16 protein-coding genes are annotated in these 20,771 nt (G+C 62.0%); 4 read left to right on the top strand and 12 right to left on the bottom strand.

Annotated elements, in window-relative coordinates:
• Window positions 1–13: 13 nt before the first annotated feature.
• Window positions 14–766 carry a response regulator gene (locus GSQ79_RS01755; RefSeq protein WP_158807016.1) on the bottom strand — a complete coding sequence of 251 codons (753 nt, stop codon included), beginning with the start codon at window positions 764–766 and terminating at the stop codon, window positions 14–16.
• A gap of 977 nt (window positions 767–1,743) precedes the next feature.
• Here GSQ79_RS01755 and GSQ79_RS01750 point away from each other — a divergent pair.
• Entirely contained in the window at window positions 1,744–2,562 is an 819-nt protein-coding gene (locus GSQ79_RS01750; RefSeq protein WP_158807015.1) for a transporter, read from the top strand.
• A 248-nt stretch (window positions 2,563–2,810) separates the two neighbouring features.
• Here the strand turns inward: GSQ79_RS01750 and GSQ79_RS01745 are convergent, their stop codons facing one another.
• From GSQ79_RS01745 to GSQ79_RS01725, 5 genes are read right to left on the bottom strand one after another with little or no spacing between them, the layout of a single operon-like run.
• On the bottom strand, window positions 2,811–3,449 hold the full coding sequence (locus tag GSQ79_RS01745) for a hypothetical protein (protein WP_158807014.1): 639 nt from the start codon (window positions 3,447–3,449) through the stop codon (window positions 2,811–2,813).
• Entirely contained in the window at window positions 3,446–4,015 is a 570-nt protein-coding gene (locus GSQ79_RS01740; protein WP_246725036.1) for a c-type cytochrome, read from the bottom strand. The genes GSQ79_RS01745 and GSQ79_RS01740 overlap by 4 nt, the downstream gene beginning before the upstream one ends.
• Before the next feature lie 8 nt (window positions 4,016–4,023).
• The gene (locus GSQ79_RS01735) at window positions 4,024–5,838 is read right to left on the bottom strand and encodes a PQQ-dependent dehydrogenase, methanol/ethanol family (protein ID WP_246725035.1); all 1,815 of its coding nucleotides are present in this window, start codon (window positions 5,836–5,838) and stop codon (window positions 4,024–4,026) included.
• 43 nt (window positions 5,839–5,881) lie between these two features.
• Window positions 5,882–7,309, bottom strand: coding sequence for an aldehyde dehydrogenase (gene aldA / locus GSQ79_RS01730; protein WP_246725034.1), 1,428 nt, complete (start codon window positions 7,307–7,309; stop codon window positions 5,882–5,884).
• A 14-nt stretch (window positions 7,310–7,323) separates the two neighbouring features.
• Window positions 7,324–7,731 carry a copper chaperone PCu(A)C gene (locus GSQ79_RS01725; RefSeq protein WP_158807013.1) on the bottom strand — a complete coding sequence of 136 codons (408 nt, stop codon included), beginning with the start codon at window positions 7,729–7,731 and terminating at the stop codon, window positions 7,324–7,326.
• 414 nt (window positions 7,732–8,145) lie between these two features.
• Between GSQ79_RS01725 and GSQ79_RS01720 the strand changes: the two genes are divergently transcribed.
• Window positions 8,146–9,972, top strand: a complete 1,827-nt coding sequence (locus GSQ79_RS01720; protein ID WP_158807012.1) for a sigma-54-dependent Fis family transcriptional regulator — start codon at window positions 8,146–8,148, stop codon at window positions 9,970–9,972.
• Window positions 9,973–10,807: 835 nt separating this feature from the next.
• On the opposite strand, the gene GSQ79_RS01715 is transcribed toward GSQ79_RS01720, so the two are convergent.
• Window positions 10,808–12,382 (bottom strand): porin, encoded by a 1,575-nt coding sequence (locus tag GSQ79_RS01715; protein WP_158807011.1) that lies wholly within the window; start codon window positions 12,380–12,382, stop codon window positions 10,808–10,810.
• 627 nt (window positions 12,383–13,009) lie between these two features.
• Between GSQ79_RS01715 and GSQ79_RS01710 the strand changes: the two genes are divergently transcribed.
• Window positions 13,010–14,446, top strand: a complete 1,437-nt coding sequence (locus tag GSQ79_RS01710; protein ID WP_158807010.1) for a porin — start codon at window positions 13,010–13,012, stop codon at window positions 14,444–14,446.
• 535 nt (window positions 14,447–14,981) lie between these two features.
• Here the strand turns inward: GSQ79_RS01710 and GSQ79_RS01705 are convergent.
• Complete coding sequence (locus tag GSQ79_RS01705; protein ID WP_158807009.1) at window positions 14,982–15,164, bottom strand: hypothetical protein; 183 nt, start codon at window positions 15,162–15,164, stop codon at window positions 14,982–14,984.
• A 158-nt stretch (window positions 15,165–15,322) separates the two neighbouring features.
• On the opposite strand from GSQ79_RS01705, the gene GSQ79_RS01700 reads away from it, so the two are divergent.
• A complete protein-coding gene (locus GSQ79_RS01700; RefSeq protein ID WP_158807008.1) occupies window positions 15,323–16,660 on the top strand; it encodes a HAMP domain-containing sensor histidine kinase in 1,338 nt (445 codons plus the stop codon).
• Window positions 16,661–16,682: 22 nt separating this feature from the next.
• Here GSQ79_RS01700 and GSQ79_RS01695 read toward each other — a convergent pair whose 3' ends face one another.
• The 4 genes from GSQ79_RS01695 to GSQ79_RS01680 all read right to left on the bottom strand — a co-directional run bounded on the left by GSQ79_RS01695 (window position 16,683) and on the right by GSQ79_RS01680 (window position 20,623).
• Window positions 16,683–17,381 carry a response regulator transcription factor gene (locus GSQ79_RS01695; protein ID WP_210252983.1) on the bottom strand — a complete coding sequence of 233 codons (699 nt, stop codon included), beginning with the start codon at window positions 17,379–17,381 and terminating at the stop codon, window positions 16,683–16,685.
• A 248-nt stretch (window positions 17,382–17,629) separates the two neighbouring features.
• Window positions 17,630–17,935, bottom strand: a complete 306-nt coding sequence (locus tag GSQ79_RS01690) for a hypothetical protein (RefSeq protein WP_158807006.1) — start codon at window positions 17,933–17,935, stop codon at window positions 17,630–17,632.
• A 177-nt stretch (window positions 17,936–18,112) separates the two neighbouring features.
• Window positions 18,113–19,789, bottom strand: coding sequence for a hypothetical protein (locus GSQ79_RS01685; protein WP_158807005.1), 1,677 nt, complete (start codon window positions 19,787–19,789; stop codon window positions 18,113–18,115).
• Window positions 19,790–20,284: 495 nt separating this feature from the next.
• Window positions 20,285–20,623 carry a hypothetical protein gene (locus GSQ79_RS01680; RefSeq protein ID WP_158807004.1) on the bottom strand — a complete coding sequence of 113 codons (339 nt, stop codon included), beginning with the start codon at window positions 20,621–20,623 and terminating at the stop codon, window positions 20,285–20,287.
• Window positions 20,624–20,771 lie beyond the last annotated feature (148 nt).

Genomic DNA, 20,771 nt, shown 5'->3' with positions numbered 1-20,771 from the left:
GCTCCGCTCCTTGTCACCACGACTCGACTGCTAAAGCAAAGATGTAACCGACGCCGCGCTCGGTCTGGATGATTTGCGGGGAGCTTGGATCGGCTTCGAGTTTTCGCCGAAGGCGAAGGATCTGCACGTCGATACTGCGGTCGAAAACGTCCTCGTGGACGCGTGTGGCCTGCAGAAGATGTTCACGCGTGAGAATTCGTTGGGGCGCATCGAGGAACGCTGTGAGAAGAGCATATTCGCCCTTCGTGAGGGCGACAGGTGCGCCCTCTAGGTCGATCAGCTTTCGCGTTCGGCTGTTGAGCTTCCAGCCGCCGAAACGATAATTTGGCCGGATGTGCTCGCGTTTCGTCGGCGTCATCGTGTTCTCCCGCCGTCGTAACACGGCGCGGATGCGCGCTAGGAGTTCCCGAAGATTGAAAGGCTTCGTCACGTAGTCGTCGGCGCCAAGCTCCAGCCCTACAACACGATCAATTTCGTCGCGGCGGTGTCCTGTCGTGATGATGATCGGGACATCCGTGCGAGAGCGAAGCTTTCTGAGAAGATTGAACCCGTCGTCTTGGCCAAGCTGAATATCGAGAATGATCAGGCTGGGTTCGCCCAGCAGCAACTCGCGTTCCAACTCGACCGCACAGGAGGCCGGCCTGGCATTCACCCCATGGCTTTCGAGATAATCGACAATGAGATTGCGAAGAGCCGGGTCGTCATCGACGATCAAAACGCGAGCAGCGACCGGGCTTGCGTGGGCGTTGTCGATGGAGGCGAGCATCGATCCACTCATAGCCTGCACCTCGTGACGGGCATCCGCATGTGAGAGGTCACCTTTCCAATTTTGGAGGACAAGGAGAAATATGTCGGCGCCGTTTTGAGGCTCGCAGGGATGCGCGCCGGTCTTCGGAATAGCTCCGTCCCGGAGCGTTTTCAGCTACCCGATCTCTCGTTTGAGGAAGCCGCACTACCGTTCTGTTTCAATTTCAAGCAAGCGCATTACAGTTGTCATGGGGTCATTGATCGCATCTCTGAAAGCGATCAATCCAGTCAATAGTAATCTGTTCCATCGGATGAGCTACGCGTCTGGCCGCGCACCTACCGCCCAGATATTGTTGAATATGCGGCAGAGGTTGAGGATCGCTATCACGACTATAACGGCGTTCGAGTGAGCCGATCGCTGATCCCGGCGGAGCGGCCGAGGGTCCCCACGCCATCAATCCTGTCAATCCTGTGGTCTCAGGCTCAAAGCCAGCGCGGCGAGTAGCGCGCTTTGATCAAGAGCCAAAACCGTCCTCGGGGAAACAGCGGGCGCGCTCAGAAAGACGCGTGTCGCAAGGCAGCCGACATTGCGTCCAACTGCGAAGGAATAGCCGTTCTAAGGGTATGGAGTGCTGCCAGCCGTCTTGGACACACACGCCACGGTCTGCCTCCCGATTTAGGGCGGCATGTAGAAAGGCGTTTTGTCATTCCGATCCCCGAGACATGCTGCCGCTCGAACGATGGCCCGATCTGCCGCTTCCACAAAGACTCCCCGGCGGTACGTTACGTGAGACTGTTTTCTCAATCCCAAAATACGCGAATAATATTCTATAGTCTGGCGGTATCGCATTTTGCCATGAGACAAACAGGAGGGCTAGCGTGCCGATATCTGAATGCTAAGAAATAGACCCAGCGAATTGGGCAGGAAATACTATGATACCAAACTTGACGGCTCGGCGGATGTTTGGCGCGGGCACTGTCGCATTGGGTTGCGTTATGGCGCAGCAAGCCTTTGCCAGCAACATCACCTTTTCGGTGATCGCGCCGCACGAGTATGAACTGCCGGTCGATTACACGCCGTTCTTTATCGCGATCCAATACGGCCAGCAAGATTCGGCGCAGCGGGCCTTCAACGGTTCAGGATCAAACGTTGCCGGAAGCAAGACGAACACGTTCGTCGGCCTCACGAAGCTCGTCTATCTCTTCAAGGTACCGGCGCTACCGAATCTCGGGTTCGCCGTCGAGAGCATCACGCCGGAACTGAGCGTCAGCCACGATCAAGCAGTCCGTGATGTCCGCGGCATCGGCGACAATATTTTCGGCCTTCTCATTTGGTATAAGCCGCTAGCCAACGTGACGCTTGGTGTTCAGGACTATCTGTCCGGCCCGACCGCTTCATCCTATCTTTCCAATCACGATTGGACCAACAACGTGGGCGTGTTTCTCGATGCGCAGTTCTCGCATCTGAGCTTCAGCGGCGACATCGGTGTGGTGACCCAATCGACGCAATACGGGCCGGGCATCGCGGCGGTCACGCCGGGATCGACGGTCTTCGCCAACGCACGGTTCGGCCTGAAGAACGAAACCATGTTCGAGCCCTTCGTCGGCGCCGATTGGCAGACGGCCGGTGCAAGCTACGTGGTGAACACCGGCCTCGAAAGCGCCCCGCACGGCGAAGAGACAGCCGTCGATGTCGGCGTGCAGGCGAAGTTCACGCCGAAGATCAATCTGTCCGTGTTCTACAACCACGCTGTTCAAGGTCGCAATGTGGACGCCACGAACGCCGGCTATTTCAAGCTTGTCGTCGTGTATTGAGACGTCGCGCTGTTGCGTAGCGCGTGCCGTCAAGTCTTCACGAAGGCTGGAAACGGCGGCGTGCGGCTACCCGATCTGGGGCGCGCCGATAGCGCGCAGCGGGCGACGAGCGTTGGATTGCGATCCAAGATCGCCGGGCGGTCTTTGTGGGCTGGCGGCAAGGCAGGCTGGCTTGCGGCGACCCAATGTCTTCCGTCCCTGGGTTGCTTTGCCGCGTTCGCAAAACGGCAGCCGGGCCCCGGCGCGCCTCAGGACTTCGCGCGCAAAATCGTTACGGTTGCTTTGCTGACAAACTCCTTCAACGGCCGGTCGGGATCGCGAAACAGCATGCGGTCGACGACATAGTCGCGTCCGTTCGCGGTTTTGCGGCACTCGTCGTTGACGAACGTTTCACCGATCGGCTGGGCATGAGCGGTGGGTGCGGACTTCGCGCAAGCCCATCCCTCTTCGCCGTAACGCGCCATGGCCTGCAGCGCAAAAATGTCGGCGCGCCGCCGCGTGAACAGGCGGACGGACGGATCGGTCTGAATGTAAAGACCGGCGAGAACCCCGGCATCATCGATCAGAAGAGCGAGGACGACCGGCTGGCCGGCGACCTTGGTGCCTTGCCCGTCTTCGGACACGGCGCCCAGAACGGGATCGTCACGGTAGCGGAACCCGACGGCATGCAAACCATCAGCGGTCTTCGGACAGCGACCGAAGTCCGCCCAGGTCGCGAGCGTCGTCTCGGGCGCCTCCTGGCAGGTCAGGCTTTCGTAGATGTCGCTTTTGATGTCCGCCGCGATCATGCCGACGCGAAAATCCCGCAGGTCGTTGGCTGGCTGCGCGCCGACCGCCGAGGCCGCGGCGATCGACACGACGAGAGCCGCCGCGATCGAGCGCATCATGGCTTCTTCACTGCGTTGGCGTCTGGCGCCGCATCGATCTGGAGATGGTGCGACGGCGCGGGTGCTGGCGCACCACCGGCCGCCGATGCGGTTTTCGGTAGATCCTCGCAGAGATGCGTCTCGTGGCCGAAGAAGCCGGTACATTCTTCGAAGGTCGGATCGCCCTTACCCTTGAAGTGGGTCATCACGTAGCCGGCGACGGCCTTGATCTCGACAGGGCTCAGCGGATGTTCGGCAGCTGCCGGCATCGAGGTCGCATCCAGATCGGCTTTCTTGCCACAGCTGCCGTTGTCGTAAGCGCCCTCCTCGAAATACGGCATGCCGCCGCCGGAATGGCCGCAACGTACGGTCACGACAATGCCGTCCTCGTCGAGCGCCGTCTTGCGCAGGTTGGCGGCGGCTCCGCCGTAGCCGCCGCCGCCCGCTCCGTTCCACTTGTGGCATGCGACGCAGTTTGCCGCCTTGAAGATCGTCTCACCGTTGGGCGCTGCGCCCTGGGCGAAGGCGCCGCCCATCGGCAGCGCCGCGAAAAGCGCGAACGCGCCGGCAAACAGTCGTCGTGCCATTCGAGACCTCAATTCAACGAGAAGACATAGAGCGACGAACCAGGCTGGATTTTCTTCAGCTCCGGCGTGCCGTCGATGTACCACTTGTCCCAGGCACCGCCGAGACCGGCGAGGACCGCGACATATTGTTTGCCATCGACCGAGAAGGTGATGGGCGGCGCGTTGAGCCCGGCACCGGTGTCGAACTGCCAGAGCGGCTTCAGGGTCTTGGCGTCGAGCGCGACCAGCTTGCCGTCAGGCTCGCTGTTGAAGACGAGATCCGGCGTCGCCAGAACGCCGCCGAGCGACGGGAACGGCGTACGCTCCTTGGCCACCAGCTTGCCGGTCGTCACGTCGATCGCGGCGACGCTGCCGGTGATGCGCACCGGGTCCGACGGACCGCCGCCGGTGAAACCTTCGCCCGGCTTCAGCTTCGGATTTTTCGGCGCCTCGGTCGTGGTGATGCGGTTGCAGCTTTCGATGACCGGGATGTACCACAGCTTCAGCGTCGGATTGTAGGCGCTAGGCGGCCAGTTCTTGCCGCCCATCGATCCCGGGCAGACGATCTTGTTGCCGGCCTCGCGGCTGGGCGTCCCCTCGGGAAGATAGGGCTGGATCTCTTTCGTCGGGTCGTATTCGAGCGGCTTGCCGGTGACGGGATCGAGCCCCTTCGTCCACGACTGTTTGTCGACGAACTGCTCGCCCCAGATGAACTTGCCGGTGTCGCGATCGAGCGCATAGGCGAAGCCGTTGCGCTCTGCCGCCATCATCACATGGCGCTTGGCGCCCTTGGTCTCGACGTCCACCAGCACCGGCTCCGACACGCCGTCATAATCGAAGGCGTCGTTGGGCATGTACTGGTAGTGCCACTTGATCTTGCCGGTCTTGACGTCGAGGGCGAGAACGCTGTCGCTGTAAAGATTGTCGCCGGGACGGAACTGGCGGTCCCAATCGGGACCCGGATTGCCGACGCCCCAGAACAGGGTTTCGGTCTTGGGATCGTAAGTGCCGGTGACCCAGGTCGCGCCACCGCCGGTCGCCATGGCGTTGTAGTTGTCCTTCCAGGTCTCGCTGCCGGGCTCGCCCTTGGCCGGGATCGTGTAGGTGCGCCAGATCTCCTTGTGGGTGTTGAGATCGGTCGCGGCGATCCAGCCGCGAATGCCGTATTCGCCGCCGGCGACGCCGGAGATGGCAATGTCGTTGATGACGAGCGGCGCGCCGGTGATCGACTCGCTCTTGTCGGGGTTGGCGATCTGGCGCTGCCAGGCAACCTTGCCGTCGGCGGCGTTGGTGGCGATCAGGCGGCCGTCGAGGGCATGCGAGATGACCTGGTCGTGCCAGAGGGCCACGCCGCGGTTGTCGACGCCGCAGCAGGCGACGGCGCCGGCCCAGTCGTGGTCGGTCTTCGGATCCATCTTCCAGGCGAGTTCCGCATGACCGCCGTGCAGGTCGAGCTTGTACACCGACCCCCAGCCGTCGGTGACGTACATGAAGCCATCCTTGACGATCGGCGTCGCCTCGAGGCCGCCATGGGTCCAGATGCCGCCGCCCTCGACGCCCCCGAGATGCAGCGTGTAGGCGACCTTCAGGTTCTTCACCGTATCGCGATTGATCTGAGCGAGCGGCGAAAAGCGGTGCGCCGAGAGGTTACGCCCATAGGTCAGCCAGTCGGCCGTGTTGGCATCAGCTGCTTCGAGCGTCTGCTGCGTCACGCCGCTATCTGCGGCGCTCGTGGTCGTCGTCGTGACGGCGAGAAGGGTCAGCAGGCTGGCCCCGCCGACCATGGCGCGTAGCAGCGCTTGAGCGCTGGTGCGGGTCTGCGAGCGTGTCGTCTGGTCTGTCATGATTCTCATTCCCTCGATAAGCGGCCGTCTGCGCGGCCTTGGGTCAGCTCTGGATGTAAACGACGTGGGTCTGGGTAAACTCGTAGACGCCGTGCTTTCCGTCGGCGCCGCCGATACCGGATTTTCTGACGCCGGCATGGTAGCCCTGCATCGCCTCGAAGTTCTCGCGGTTGATGTAGGTTTCGCCGAAGCGGATTTCCTGACAGGCGCGCATCGCGAGGGTCAGATCCTTGGTGTAGATCGACGACGTCAGGCCGAACTCGCTGTCATTCGCCTTGGCGACGGCCTCGTCGAAGTCGTGGAAGACGTCGATGGGCAAGACCGGGCCAAAAATCTCGTCGCGCATGATCGCCATGTCGTTGCGGCAGTTCATCAGCACGGTAGGCTGGAAGTAGGCGCCGCCATGGCTGCCGTCGGCATGACCACCGGTCAGCAATTCCGCGCCGTCCGAGACCGCAACGCGAACCATGCTCTCGACCTTGTCCATCGCAGCGCGGTTGATGAGCGGACCCATGCCGACCTCGGCGTTGCCGAGCGGGTCGCCAAAGCTGACTTCCGCCATCAGCTTGGTCAGCCGCTGGGCAAAATCGTTCGCCACCTTGTCCTGGACGTAGACGCGTTCGGCGCAGTTGCACACCTGGCCGTTGTTGAGGACGCGCGAGTCGCGGATCGCCCGGGCGGCGAGGTCGAGATCGGCATCGGCCATGACGATAGCCGGCGCCTTGCCGCCGAGCTCGAGGCTCAGTTTGGTGATGTTGGGCGCGGCGGCGGCCATGATGGCGGACCCCGCGCGCACGCTACCGGTGAAGGTCAGCATCCCGACGTCAGGGTTGCGGACGAGCGCTGCACCCGTCGTGCCGCCGCGGCCGTAGACCAGGTTGAAGACGCCGGCCGGCAGGTCGGAGGCGGCGACAATGTCCGCGAAGAGCGCGGCGTTGTTCGGCGTCTCTTCGCTCGGTTTGATGACGATCGTATTGCCCGTGACGAGGGCCGGCGCCAGCTTGCGCGCGATGAGGAAGAACGGGAAGTTCCACGGCAGAATGCCGCCGACGACGCCGATCGGCTGGCGGAACAGGAAGATGGACTCACCGGCGCGGTCGCTGGGAATGATCTCGCCTTCGATCCGGCGTGCCCACTCGGCCATATAGTCCATGTAGTCGGCCGTGAAGGCGACCTCGACCTTGGCGAGGCCGAGCAGCTTGCCCTGCTCTTCCGAAATGGTACGGGCGATGAGGTCGGTCTTGTCGCGGATCGCTGACGCAAGGCGGCGAAGATGGTTAGCGCGTTGAATCGCGGGAAGTTTCGCCCAGGCCGGTTGCGCGGCCTTGGCCGCGGCGACCGCCTCGTCGACGATGTCGGCGCCGGTGTCCGGCGTGGTCGAGATCTGGCGGCCGGTGGCGGGATTGAGGACGACGATCGGATCGTTCGACGGGCCATCGACAAAGCGGCCGCCGATAAAGTTCTGATGCAACGGGATGTTCCTTTTCAGGGTGCGGCTGTGGCGGCCACGACGGCGACGTCGATGCTTCCGGCGATGCGGAAGGTCAGCGTGCAGGTGAAGGATGTTCCCACCGGCAGCGCCTCGGTCGTCTGGAGCAGAGCGACGAATCCGGTTTTCGGGGTCAGGTCGGTCGTGGACGAAGCGGGAAGCGGGACGGACGTCACCGTGCGCGGCGCGGGGACGCCTTCGCCGATGTCAACGACCTTCTTCTCTGTAAATGTTGCAACGGGGCACCGGGCCCGGGTGAGCGCGTCGGCGTCCTTGCCATGGTTTTCGATGCGCAGGTAGAGCGCGGTGTCGACCCCGGACTGAGCCTGGATGGGTGTCCAGGCATGCGATACGACGATGGAAGCGTCGTCTGCGTGAGCCGGGATGCAGACAGTCGTTGCCAACAGACCCGCCATCAGCGGTCGCGGCAACTTCAATGCAATCGAAGAGAAAACAGCAAGTCTTTTCATGGATGTGGTTGCGATCCCGAGGCTGCAGGTAAGAAGCGAAGCGACAAATGCCTGCACGATCCGCCATACGTGCTACCGGGGCGACCTTATCGCCGAGGATTTATGCGTACAATAAGCAGATATGGTGCCGTTAGGTGCATGATTTATGGGAAATTCCTAATATGTACTATATTCATCTATCGAAATCCGCCTGTCTCAAATCTGATAACTTCGTTCTCACCCTGGCTTTCCGGCCCGAACGATCGTCTGAAGGTGCCCTTTCGTCGGGCGTCCCGCCTGCGATATGGAAGGCAGGTCCCTCCGCACCGGCGTATGTCGAGCCTGGCAGCGACAAAGAAAGGCTCGACGATGGTCGCTCTGCAAAGCATCTCGCATAGTACCGGCCGGGCCGTCCTCGACGAGGCCGAGGCCATCGCGGCATCGTGGCGGCGGTGTCTCGATCAGTACGGCATGGATCCCGAGCGTGACGATGCGATCCAGATCGTCACGCGGCGCGAGCTTCGCGATGCCCTGAACCCCCTCGACCACCTCGTGTCCATCGCCCATCGAGAACTCGACGAACTCCATGGCCTCGTCGCCAGCAGCGGCTATGCCGTAATCCTGACCGACACGGCCGGAATCGCCCTGACGTGCCATGCCGATGGCGACCTTGGCTTCAAAAAGTGGGGGCTTTCGCCGGGCGCCGTCTGGAGCGAGGCCTGCGAGGGCACCAACGGCGTCGGTCTTTGCCTGGCGGAACAGCGCGCGTTCACCGTTCATCGGCAAGAGCATTTCAAATCGCGCTACCGGGTCATGACATGCAACGCCGTACCCATCTTCGATGCGTTCGGGGATCTCGCCGGCGCCTTGGATGTCTCGTCCTGCAGCCTTGACATCGACCGCCGCCTCGCGGCCTTCGCGCGTGCCGCTACCGAGCGCACCGCAAGTGCCATCGAGGATGCCAGCTTCCGCTACGCCTACCGGCGCAACTGGATCGTCTCGTTGGATCCGTCCGGCACCAGTGGCGCTCTCTGCGCCTTTGACGACTCCCGTCGTCTCGTTGGCGCCAATCGCAAGGCGCGGGCGGCGTTGGGCGTCGACAACACGTTGATTGCAACGGGAATCGAGGTTCACGAAACGGAGTTCCGGGACTTTCCTCTTGCTCTGCAAGGATCTTTATTCGTCGACGGCAGCCGTGCGGTGCTGCAGGTGGCGCGGTCCGCGCCGTTTTCTCCCCCGATCGAACGACCCGCTCGGCGCTTGCCTCTTGAGCCTGCGCGGGCACCCGACCTCGCCTATCTTGTCGGGAGCGAGCCAACCCTCCGCGAGGCCATCCGACGGATCGGCGCCACGGCGTCGCTCGACTTGCCTCTTCTGATCTCCGGTGAGACCGGGACCGGCAAGAAAACTTTCGCGGAGGCGGTTCACAACTCGCTCGTCGGAGAGGAGCACCCGTTCGTGACGGTCGCGTGTGCCACGCTGTCTGAGGTCGCCTTCGATGAGACGATGTTTGGCATCGCGGGCGCGGGGCATGCTTCGGTTCGCGGTCTGGTGGACTTGGCGGCCGGTGGCACGCTCTTCTTGGACGAGGTCGGCGACATCCCGCTCCATCTCCAGGCGCGCTTTCTCGACGTGATCGAGCTCCGGCAGATCAAACCGTCCGGATCGCACACGCCCGTGACGATCGCGATGAGAATAATCTGTACGACCCAGCGGAATCTTCCCGCCATGGTGGCTGCAGGATCTTTCCGGGCCGATCTCTATCAGCGTCTTTGCGGTCTCGCCGTACATCTGCCGCCGATTCGCGAACGACAGGATCGGCCCGCGCTCATCGAAGCGATGATGGTCTCGATCGATCCTCTCGCCCATCTGTCTGCCGAGGCGGTCACCGCGCTCGATGCTTATAGCTGGCCGGGAAATCTCAGGGAGCTCGACCGGACGTTGAAAATCGTCAGGGCGCTCGCTGGAGATCGTCGGATCGGCGCAGAGGACATCAAGGTTTCGTTGCCATCTAAAGCGCCCGGTTCCGAAACGCGGACCGAGCTTCACGCCCTCCTTGGGTCTACAGAACGCGAGGTCATTGTCGATAAGCTGCAAGCGAATGGCGCCGACGTTGCCAAAGCCGCGCGGGCGTTGGGCGTCAGTCGCGCAACATTGTACCGCCGCATGCGCCGCTTCGACATTAAGACGACCTGACATCGTCGTAGCAAGGCAATGGCGCGTCGGTGTTCACCGCGCGGTCGACGGCCGCGCTTTTTGCGCGCGGCATTTGAAAGCTTGCCGTTTGGCGAACGCCGCATCGGTAGCGTGCTCAACGACGGATAAGGCAAGGATACGGCTGCACGACGCTGTGTCGTAAGCTTAGCGGTCGGCCTCGCGATCCCAGGCTTTCATGGCCAAGACAACGCGCAACGAGCCATCGCTGTTGTCCCGTGCGGTCGATGGGATCGCTTCGCGGATGATCTGCAGTCCGTCATCGTCTTGTCGCTTGACGTGTGTCTGAGGGCTGGACGACTCCGATATGCTAACGGCCGCTGGCGTTCCAGGTGATCCGGACGGGGAGGGGACCGTCCTCGGTCCGGGCCGCTTTCGCACCGCGCCTGACGGTCGGGGCCGCGCTTTCTCTGACCTTGCAACGAATCTGAGTCTCGACCGTTGCCGAGCCATAGAACGCAACGAAGGATAGTTAGATGTCTAATAAGTCTTTGAAATTGTCTTTGTCTGTTGTCGCATTCCTTGCCGCGGCATCGGGTGCCATGGCTCAGACCGCGACCGGCGCCACGACCGGTACGACGTCGTCGGGGTCTATGCAAGCGATGCCACGCGATTCGGGTCCGAGCACGGGTGGTTCGCGGAGCCCAATGGCTGGCAGCGATCTTTCGAACTCGACCCGGAGCCTTGAGAGCGGAACCGCCTCGGGCAAGGGAAGCGGCCCGGGGGCCGGTTCGCCCAACGGCGGCAACTGAGTTTCATATAAAAAGGGCCGCCCGATTGGGCGGCCCTTTCCGTAGATATCGACGGTTAGCAAACCTCAGAACTGGAAGCGGGCGCCGACCATTGGATCGATGGTGTTGGTCGCGGCGCCTGTGGTGCCGTTGGCAACCGGCGCATACCCGTTTGCGAAGCCACCGTGAACGACGCCATACATTGCGCCGGCATAGACATCGAAGCGCTTCGAGAAGCGGTAGTCGATGAGAACGGAACCAGCGTCTTGGGTACCGGAGCAGGTCGCCGAAATGAGGCGCGACGAACATCCGGCATTGGCGCCGACAGCGTAGCTGTTCTGGTTGTAGTGGTAATAGGCGCCGATCAGATCGATGTTGTCCCGGAATGCGTACTTCACGCCGCCCCAGAAGATGTTGACGATCCTGTTCTTGGTCGTCGCTGAACCGAACGCATTATTAGTAACAGTGGCGAGCTGAACACCTTCAGCAGGCGAACCGTTGCCGAGCGGATTTTCAGGATTCTCGAAACGGATATTCTCGAAGCCTGCGTAGAATTTGAACTTGTCGATCTTGTAGCTTGCGACGGCCATGACGGCATAGTTGTCCGAAACAGTGCCATTCAGCTGATTGACGTTGGTCGGGGTCACCAAACCTGCGCCGATGCTCGAGGTCGTCACGGAATCCTTGACGACGTTGTAGATCACATCGGCCGAAAAGCCCTGGTATTCGCCACCGAACTGCGCGGCGTAGGCGTTTCGGTTGCTGTTGCCGAATTCGTCGAACTTGTACATCGCGGCCGCACGGAAGGGGCCGAAATTGACACGATACTTGAGCGCGTCGCCCTGGCGGGCGTCTTCCGTGTTGCCGCCGCCGGGGGTCATGCCGGCGAAGCCGATCAGAGAGAAGGCGTTCGAGGCGCTCATCGGATCGTAGGCGATGACGGCATCGAGGGTCAGCGAGTACTGCCGGCCAAAGGTCAGGGTGCCGTACGTCGGCGAGCTGAAACCCGCGTAAGCCTGGGCATTGTCGATCTGGCCGTTGCGGCTGGAGTCGCCGGCCGATGTGCGCGAGCTCGCCACAACGCCGTTGTTGACGACTTGCGACTTGTTGCCGTTCGACAGGTTACCCGAGGTGGGCAGGAAGGTCGTCTGCGCGTTGAAGACGAAGTTGAAGCCGGGGACGATCTCCTCGACACCCTTCACGCCGATGTTCGAATAGCTCAGCGAGTTCGGCATCAGGCCGACCTGGGTGTGCGAGTTCGCGGCGTTCGGGGTGTAGTTACGGCCCGAGCCGTAGTAGCTGCTGAGCGGCGCGCCGTGGCTCTGATAACCGAGGCCGAGGTCGATGCCACCATAGACGGTCACGCCATGGTAGGTCAGCGACCCATCCTTGGCGGGCAGGCCGATGCTGTTCATGGCGCGGGCGAGCGGAACGAGCGGCGCGGCAAGATCAGCCGGCGGCGCGTAAGGGGCTTCGGCCTGAGCCTGATAGGCCTGGGCATCAGCCGGAACGTGCGCCTTGTGGCGCATCGCGACCTTCTTGGCCGCAACGTGGTGCTTGACCGCCGCTTTCGGCGGCACAGCCGTCGCCGATTCACTGGCGTGCGCGCTGCCGGCTGCGATGCCGACGATAGCTGCCGCTGAAATTAGAACTTTTTGCACGAACGTCCCCCCGAAAATTCCAAAAATCGAATCGGTTGCAATTGCTAGCAATCGATCCGGATCCCCCGAATTTTCATAACCCCGCCGTCCGTGCGCGGCTAGTCTTTAACTATGGTCGTACGGCATTGGGTCACATCTGTGGCTAACGCGTGACACTTCCCTAACAGTCAGCATCGTTGCGGTGCAGCATTTGGTAGATTAGGGCCGAAATGCGATAGCGGAAATGCATATTGGTAAATAAAAGATTAATGCGCGCTGCGATATTGGTTCGGAGCAGGGGATCGAGGTGATCTCGCCGCGGTCATGGCCAGCAACGGTGCGTCGCTCCAAAGACGGCCGCAACCGGCCGCGCGGCGGGAGCGGTGCCAGGCTCTCTTCCGTCGATACGTAGAATTATGTTGCGCATTTATCTCATGCGCAGCGCTCTCTTGCTGTTCACGGCGAGGTCACGAGAAATTCTATTGTCGCTGTGTTCGCTCTAATATACCGGACATTCAGCAACGCACGGCTGCGTGCGGTTGGAAAGCAAACGGCTTTGGCTGGGGACGAAACGGGTTTGCTGCTCATTTGGCAGCGCCGCCCGCTTCGAGCCAAACGCTCGTATGACTCAAATGAATGGGGTGGATAGTGAATAACTTGGGAAAGATGCTTCTGGCGTCCGCAGCGACGATCGTACTGTGCGGGACCGCCCATGCGGCGGATCTGCCGACATACCAGCCGCCGCTGGTGCCCTCCGCCGCACCGACGTACTGCACCGATCCGATCAAGTTCATCGTGACGGATTGCCCGTTGAGCGCCTATGGCATCACCTTCTACGGCACCATCGACATGGGCGTCGGCTATGAGAGCCACGGCGCGCCCTTCAATCCCGACATCATCACCGGCGTTCAGGAGCTGATCCGCAAGAACAGCACCGGATCCCGCTGGCTCGCCACGCCGGGCGGCCTGTCGCAGTCGAACATCGGCCTCAAGGGTGTCGAGACGATCACGCCCGGCTTTGATTTCGTCTTCGATCTGAATTTCGGCTTCAACCCCTATGGGCTGACCGCTGCGAACGGCCCGAAGTCCCTCGTCGACAACAACGGCGTCGCGCAAGCCAACCAGTCGTCCAACGCCGACTCGAGCCGCGGCGGACAGTTCTATAACAGCACCGGTTACGCCGGTATCAGCTCCAAGACCTTCGGCACGCTGACGTTCGGCCACCAGAACTCGCTCGAGCTCGACGGCGTCATCGCTTATGATCCGATGAGCGCGTCCTACGCCTTCTCCGTGATCGGCTGGCAGGGTACCGCCGTCGGCGGCGGCGACACCGAAGACGCGCGCGTCACGTCGGTGAAATATCGCGTCAACGTCGGCGACAATCTGTTCCGGCTCGGCGCGCTCGTCGAGGTCGGCGGTTACGACACCAACAATGGCGCTCAGAACTCCTACGGCGTTCAGATTGGCAAGGACTTTGACCTCGGCCGCTACGGGAAGTTCTCGGGCGATGCGATCTATACCAACGATAAGAACGCGGTGTCGGCGTCGTCGCTGTCCGCGGTGCAGGCCGCAGCTTTTCCGAACACGCTTGCAGCAACGGTGTCTGACAATCAGAGCTTCATGCTGCTGGGCAAGTATACCTACGACAAGGTTCGGCTGTTCGGCGGTTACGAATATATCGATTTCCGCAATCCAAGCTCGCCTTTGGGATCAGGCTTCACCAACCTCTCCGGGTACGGTGTCGCTTTCCCGAATATCAACCAGACGGCCTTCAGCTTCCATGACGAGCACCTTCAGATCATGTGGGCGGGCGCGCGCTATGCCTTCACGAGCACGGTGGATGCCGGCGTTGCTTACTACCATTACGATCAGAACAGCTTCGGCAAGACGTTCTGCAACAATACGTCGGCTTCCACCTGCGCGGGCACGCTCAACGCAGCATCGTTCAACGTCGACTGGAAGTTTGCGGCCAAGTTCGATGTCTATGCCGGCATGATGTACTCGTCCGTGCAGAACGGACTCGCGAACGGCTATCTTCACACGAATAACTTCGCGCCGACGGCGGGACTTCGCTTCCGCTTCTAAAGGCGACCAGCCGGCGACCTGGCGCATCAGGTTGCCGGTTTCTTTTTGTGTGATGGTGTCCAACAAAAAAGCTCTGCCCACAGACGTGGGCAGAGCTTTTGTCGTTATGTGCCGATGCGGTCTCGGATTGAAGCGCTGCAGGCGGCCGCCCCTCAGGTGCCAACGTGTAAATGCTTTAAAAGCAGGGGCGCGGGGTGCCGACGTTGTCGCGGATCATGCCATTCGATGCGGGGCCGAACTGGCTGGCGCATTCGGAATTCGCCGACGACGTCTGAGCCGATCCCGGCGCCGTCGACCCTGGTCGAGCCGCGGCTCGATCAATGCTGCGACCGGTCTGTGCCGGTGCCGATGCACTATCGGCTTGTGCGAAAGCACTTGGCATCGCCAGGCCCATCAGCACTGCGGTGCACGCCAGTCGTCTTCCAAACTTCGCCATGTTTTTCCTTCCGTTCTCGACCGATAATTGAAGGCGGCCCGAATGGTTGCCTGGCAGGCTGGTCGGGCACGCGGCCGCGCGGGCGAGCCGCTTCGAGCCTCAGAAACAGGCGTGCTGTCCGTTCGCGTCGCGCGCCATTCCGTCGGTTGTGGATCCGAACTGTTTCGCGCATTCCGGATGAGAAGCGGCGCTGTCGACGTCGATGTCGTCGGCGCTCGAGTCCTTCGTGACGCATCCCGAGAGAAGAAGCGCGGCGACCGCCATGGCGAAAAAGGTCTTCATGATCGTGGCTTCCCTGGCCGAGTCCGTACGCTGCCTCATAGCGCGATTGCATCACGCTCGCCAGTCATCAGCCGGCCTAGGCTTCTCCCCTGGTGACAAGGGCCTCCCAGCCATTGTGAACCCTTCGCCTGGTATGACGATCACGCTATGCTTCGCGCATGGCAAACATCCTCCGGTCCAGCGCCTTTCGCATTGCGATCGCCTTCGCACTCGCCGTCACCCTCATCACCTTGAGCGTCTTTCTCTTCGTCTACGTGAAGGTGTCGCGGGCCGATATCGCGCAGGTGCGTAACGTGCTTCATGACGAGGCACTGAACGCTCCCGAGTATCCTGCCGCGCAGCTGCGCGAGGAGTTTCATCTTCGGCTGACCCACGATCTCCGTCGGGTGGACTATGTCGGGCTTTTCAAGGCCGATGGCACGAAGACTTACGGCAACGTCCAAGGCGAAATCCCCGTGCCGATCGACGGCGAGGCGCACGTCACGACGACGGAAACGGTGGCGCCGGAATGGCCGGGGCCGGCCGTGTTCGTCGCGCGACGGCGGTCGGACGGCAGCATTCTTCTCCTCGGCCGCAGCCTGAACGAAGTCTATCGTCTGCAGGATACGATGCGCTCCGCCTTTGTCGCGACGATCTTGCCGACCGTGATCATCGCCCTCGCGATCGGCGCCTTCGTCAGTCGTCGCGCGTCGCTCCGCCTGCTGACGATCCGGCACGCGATCCAGCGGGTGATGCAGGGGGAGCTTCACGCCAGGCTGCCGGTGCGCCGGTCGAGCGACGACATCAACGAGGTCGTCGCCGCGGTGAACCTGATGCTCGACGAGATCGTCCGCCTGCTGGCGCAGATCAAAAGCGTCGGCGACAACATCGCGCATGATCTGAAAACGCCGCTCGCCCTGATGCGCGCCCGGCTCGAACGCGGCGTGGCGGCCCAGTCTCTCGAAGTCCTGCATGCGGCCGCCGGCGACGCGATGGTCGACCTCGACAGGGCGATGGGCACGGTGACGGCTTTGCTGCGCATTTCCGCGCTCGAGAGCTGCACACGGCGGAGCGCCTTCGAGGGTGTCGAGATCGGAGCTCTCTGTCGGGAGATCTACGAGCTGTTCGAGCCCTTGGCCGAAGCGAAGCACATCGACATGAGCCTCGAGGCCTCTGCCGCCCGCATCGTGCAGGGTGATCGCGGCCTCCTTCAGGAGGCCGTGGTCAACCTTGTCGACAACGCCATCAAGTTTACGCCTGGGGGTGGGTCGATCGTGCTGCAATACAATGACGGTCCCGTTCTGATCCGCGTCGCGGATAGCGGGCCAGGGGTTCGCGAGGGCGAAAAACAGGAGATCTTCAGGCGCTTCTATCGATCCAGCGCGGCGCGCGATGCGCCGGGCGTGGGGCTGGGGCTGAGCATGGCTGCGACCATCGTGGAACTGCATGGCTTCGAGATACGCGTGCGCGACAATGCGCCTGGCGCCGTCTTCGAGGTGATATCGCCACCGGCCTAGATGAGCCGCCGGGCGAGCGGGATTACCGATCGTCGGACGTCAGAATGAAGCCGATGCCGCGTTGGCTCTTGATCATCGGCACCTCACCCTCGCCATCGATCTTGCGCCGCAAATTGCCCATGTGGACATCCACGATGTTGGTGTCGATCGTCCCCTTATATTTCCAGACGTCCTCGAGGATCATCGTGCGGGTGACGACTTGATCCGGGCGCCGCATGAGGAATTCCAGCAGGCTGAACTCGCGCGGCGGCATGGGTATCGAGCGCTTGCCGCGCACGACGGTGCGACCGATGATGTCCATGCTCAGCGTACCGACGCTCAGGGTCGTCCGCCGATCGTCCGGCGTCCGTCGCCTCAGGGACTCGACGCGGGCGATGAGTTCGCCCATCGCGAATGGCTTAATGAGGTAGTCGTCCCCGCCGCCTTTCAAGCCTTTGATCCGCTCGTCGACGGATGCCAGCGATGAGATGACGATCACCGGCGTTCGGTTGCCGCTTGCCCGCAGACGCTCGAGGATCGCGAGGCTATCGACGTTATCGACCATGCGATCCATGATGAGAACGCAGGACTTTCCGGGCCCGGCGACCGTCACGAGCTCGTCTTCGGTTGCAAGGAGCAACACGGTGAGCCCCTCGCGTGCGAACGCCAGGATGATTTCGCTCGCAAGGCCAGCGTCGTCCTCGAACAGGAAAATGCTGGTTTGTTCTGACGTGTCTTTCAAGGCGATCCCAACCGAGCCGAGGCCATAAGGCGGCCCATAAAGCATCGGGCGTCGAATTGCGCTTGCTTTGCAAGCCTTCCTCGAGCGCACGACGCGTTATGGCGGGTCGGTCATGCATTCAGGTTCGGCGCTTTTGCGGGCACGGCCGGGGTCAGGCATGGCGTTGGTCGGAGACTTGGGACCGGTCTCGAACGTAAAACGCCCCGACAGCGGGGGCTGCCGGGGCGTTTTATGGGAAGCGTGACCGATCAGTAGCGGGCGATGACGACGCCAGCGCCGCACTGCAGGTCGAGCTGCGAGTAGAGGTCGATGTTGTTGTAGATGTAGCCGCCGAGCGCGATCGGCTGGACCGGGGGAACGATCGCGGTGACGAAGCCGAGGCCGAACTTGGTTGGGTTCAGAGCCTTCCACTTGCCGTCCGGCAGTTTGGCGAAGTTCGCGCAAACCAGCGTGCTGAACTCGGTGGTGGGACCGAACTGCACGACAACCTGCTGCGCGCGAACAGGCGCCGCGGCGACGACGAGTAACGAGAGGGCGAAGAGGACTTTTTTCATAACGGGCTCCAATGGAATCTACACGAAGTGACCGTGGGGACTTCCATAAGGGCCGCCGCCAGGGTCAAAAGCTTGGGATAATCTGTTTTCGTCGCGTCCGAGCGTGTCGGCTGTGGCCCCTGAGCGCCGAAGAGGAGGACGCGCGAGCCCTAGCGCTCGCGTGTCCTGCGTCACGTCTTACTGGAAGGGATAGTAGCGAAGGCTGGTCAGGATCGAATGATCCACAGTGCGGGGCGAACCGGCCAAAGCGGGGAGAGGCGCCGTGGTTGCGTTTCCGGAGAACAGCTCACGCTGCGTGTAGGCATACTGCACGCCGACGCGAACTTCGCCGAAGTTGCCCTTGTAGATCTTGTCCCACATGCCGGCGGTGACCTGCCAGATGCGCTTGGCGTTACCGGCGCAAGTCCCGGCGGTCACGTCGTTGTAGCAACCGCTGTTGTTGGCGTTCGGAGCGCCGTAGCCGGCGAACGCGGTGCCGGCGGCGTTGGTCGCGTAGTAGTTCGGCTGAACCTGCTCGACGCCGCTGAAGGCATAGAGGTCGATGCTTGGCGTGGCGTGGAAGGTCAGGCCGGCAAGCAGCATCTCTTCGCGAAGACCGCTGAGGCTGCCGTTCGAGCCGAACGTCGTGTCGCCGAACTGAGCCGTGCCGTAGGAGCCGATACCCTTGCCGATAAGGCCCGACACCTGGAAGTCGAGGCGCTTCGGAATGATTGCGGCGATCATACCGCCGCCGAAACCGTAACCCGTCGTATCGAGATTAGCCGCCGTCCCGTTGGCATAAGCCACGCGATCGTAGAGGTCGCGATAGATGGCCGAGCCTTCGAGATGCACGTCGTGATCGCCGAGGCGCGCTTCGTAAGCAACCTTACCGACGACATCCGGAACATGGTTGATCGAGAAGTTGGTGACGGCCGTACCATTCAGGTTGGCCTGGCCACCGAGCGCGCACGTCGCGGTTTCGGTCGCACCGGTGTTGCTCGTGACAGCCTGGGCGTTGACGCCGGCGGCGCAAGCGGTGCCGAAGGTCGTCTGGGCTTCTTCGGCCGAGACCGAGAACCAAAGCTTTTCGTTGAAGTCCTTGGTGAGGCGGATCTGCGGGTGACGCTTCCAGACGAAGCCGGGGACGTACTGCGCGTCGATCGTCGGCGGCGTGACTTCGTTGCGCGGTGTGATGCCCTTGCTGTTCATCGTCAGCAGCGACCAAGTCTGACCGGCCAGGACGTGCATGCCGTATTCGTTGTTGTCGAGGGTCGCGTAGAGATGACGGATACGCGGAACGTAGGAGTCGGACTCGTTACGGTTCGACGTGGCGCCGGAGCCGAGGAAGTCGAATTCGCCGTAGCCGGCAACCGACATGTTCGAGGAGATCGGCGCTTCGACAAGAGCCGCGATGCGCGACTGGCGTGCCGAGAAGACGAGCTCGTTGGTGTTGCCCTGCGGACCGAACGGAATGGCGGAATACTGGGTGCCGATATCGGCCTGTTCGTTCCGGGTTGAGAACCGACCTTCCATCGCGACGAAGCCGCCGGGGGTGATGGTGATCGCGCCGAAATGCATCTTCTTGTCGGCGGTGACGAAGAGCGGCGTTGCGCCTTCGGGAACGGCGGCGACGAGCGGTGGGCTGTAGGGGCGTTCCGCGACGACCTTGAGCTTTTCCTTGGTGTGGCGCGTCTCGACCTTCTGTTCGTTGATCGCGGCCTTCAGCGAGTTGATCTGCGCCTTGAGCTGATCGAGCTCCTTCTGGAGATCACGGTCCTGCGCGTGCAGCGCGACCGACGACGTCGACAGGAGAAGTGCGGCGGCCAAACCGGCGCGGAGGCCGCGCGAGCGGAACGCCCCGCGTGCGGCCGTCATGGTCGTGGTAGTTTCAGTTCTGGCAGTCACGAGACGCCCCCATCTCAAAGGAATATAAACCGCACGATGATCGCTCATCGCCGATTGGGGCACTTATCGTGGGTTCGAAAACAGTTTTGTGACACACGGCGCCGTGAGGCGGCTTCGGCCCAAAAGGTTGCGTATCAAATTAAATATGACATATTTTTTTTCTGCATACGATTCAGGCGGTTAGCTTGTATGTGTGCAGGCGCTGGAGGGTGCAACAATCATCAGAGCTGACTCTTTGATGTGCAGTGTGTCACCTTTGGGCCACACTGAAAACGGAGTCCTGATGCTCGGGCGCTTATGCGCCCATGACCCGGACGAGGCGGCACTGTGATGCTCCAGGCTTTTTGAGTCCCCGTCGATTGGGGGCGGTGTCAGTGTGCCGACATGGGCCCCTGACGCCGACCACCGATCGGGCGTATCGACGCAGCGACCGTTGCGGCGTCGGGCTTCAAAAGCCGAGACTGTTCAGAAGCAGGGGCGGATCCGGCCGACATTGTCCCTGAACATGCCGTCGGGGGACGCATCCTGGAACTGCCCTGCGCAGTAGCTCGGGGCCTGCGTATGCTGAGGTGCCGGCAGCGGATAGGGGGCAGCATCAGGCGAACCGTAGCCATAGAACCGATGGCCCGCGTGACGATGGCGAACCCGATGGTGCCTGCCGGTCATAGGGGCATGCGCGGACGTCTTGGGTGTCGTCGCCGGACGATGATGGCGAGGTGCCGCGGAAGCGGGGATGGCCAGACAGGCCGCGGCAACCACCAGGGCGGCAGCGAGGGCGCGGAGATTGAGTCGCGGTATCGTCATCAAGGCCTCCTTCAAGGCAAAGGCACCATGGCTCACGCCAGCTTCCCATAACATGCCGATCGGACGGGTTTCGTTCCGTCCGTGCGCCTGCAATAGCAGGACATGTCGGAGGACAGCGATGCGCCCGGAGCGTGCATGGTAGTGTCTA

Source organism: Beijerinckia sp. L45 (assembly GCF_009765775.1).
GTDB lineage: Bacteria > Pseudomonadota > Alphaproteobacteria > Rhizobiales > Beijerinckiaceae > RH-AL1.
The sequence above is the reverse complement of the archived record's forward strand: the minus strand, read 5'-3'. Positions and strand labels throughout refer to the sequence as shown.

Coding starts and splice junctions, on each gene's coding strand:
- GSQ79_RS01750 (WP_158807015.1), top strand. CDS start 1,744: ATGGCGCAGCAAGCCTTTGCCAGCAACATCACCTTTTCGGTGATCGCG.
- GSQ79_RS01685 (WP_158807005.1), bottom strand. CDS start 19,789: ATGACGGCCGCACGCGGGGCGTTCCGCTCGCGCGGCCTCCGCGCCGGT.
- GSQ79_RS01745 (WP_158807014.1), bottom strand. CDS start 3,449: ATGATGCGCTCGATCGCGGCGGCTCTCGTCGTGTCGATCGCCGCGGCC.
- GSQ79_RS01755 (WP_158807016.1), bottom strand. CDS start 766: ATGCTCGCCTCCATCGACAACGCCCACGCAAGCCCGGTCGCTGCTCGC.
- GSQ79_RS01680 (WP_158807004.1), bottom strand. CDS start 20,623: ATGACGATACCGCGACTCAATCTCCGCGCCCTCGCTGCCGCCCTGGTG.
- GSQ79_RS01700 (WP_158807008.1), top strand. CDS start 15,323: ATGGCAAACATCCTCCGGTCCAGCGCCTTTCGCATTGCGATCGCCTTC.
- GSQ79_RS01720 (WP_158807012.1), top strand. CDS start 8,146: ATGGTCGCTCTGCAAAGCATCTCGCATAGTACCGGCCGGGCCGTCCTC.
- GSQ79_RS01690 (WP_158807006.1), bottom strand. CDS start 17,935: ATGAAAAAAGTCCTCTTCGCCCTCTCGTTACTCGTCGTCGCCGCGGCG.
- GSQ79_RS01705 (WP_158807009.1), bottom strand. CDS start 15,164: ATGAAGACCTTTTTCGCCATGGCGGTCGCCGCGCTTCTTCTCTCGGGA.
- GSQ79_RS01735 (WP_246725035.1), bottom strand. CDS start 5,838: ATGACAGACCAGACGACACGCTCGCAGACCCGCACCAGCGCTCAAGCG.
- GSQ79_RS01740 (WP_246725036.1), bottom strand. CDS start 4,015: ATGGCACGACGACTGTTTGCCGGCGCGTTCGCGCTTTTCGCGGCGCTG.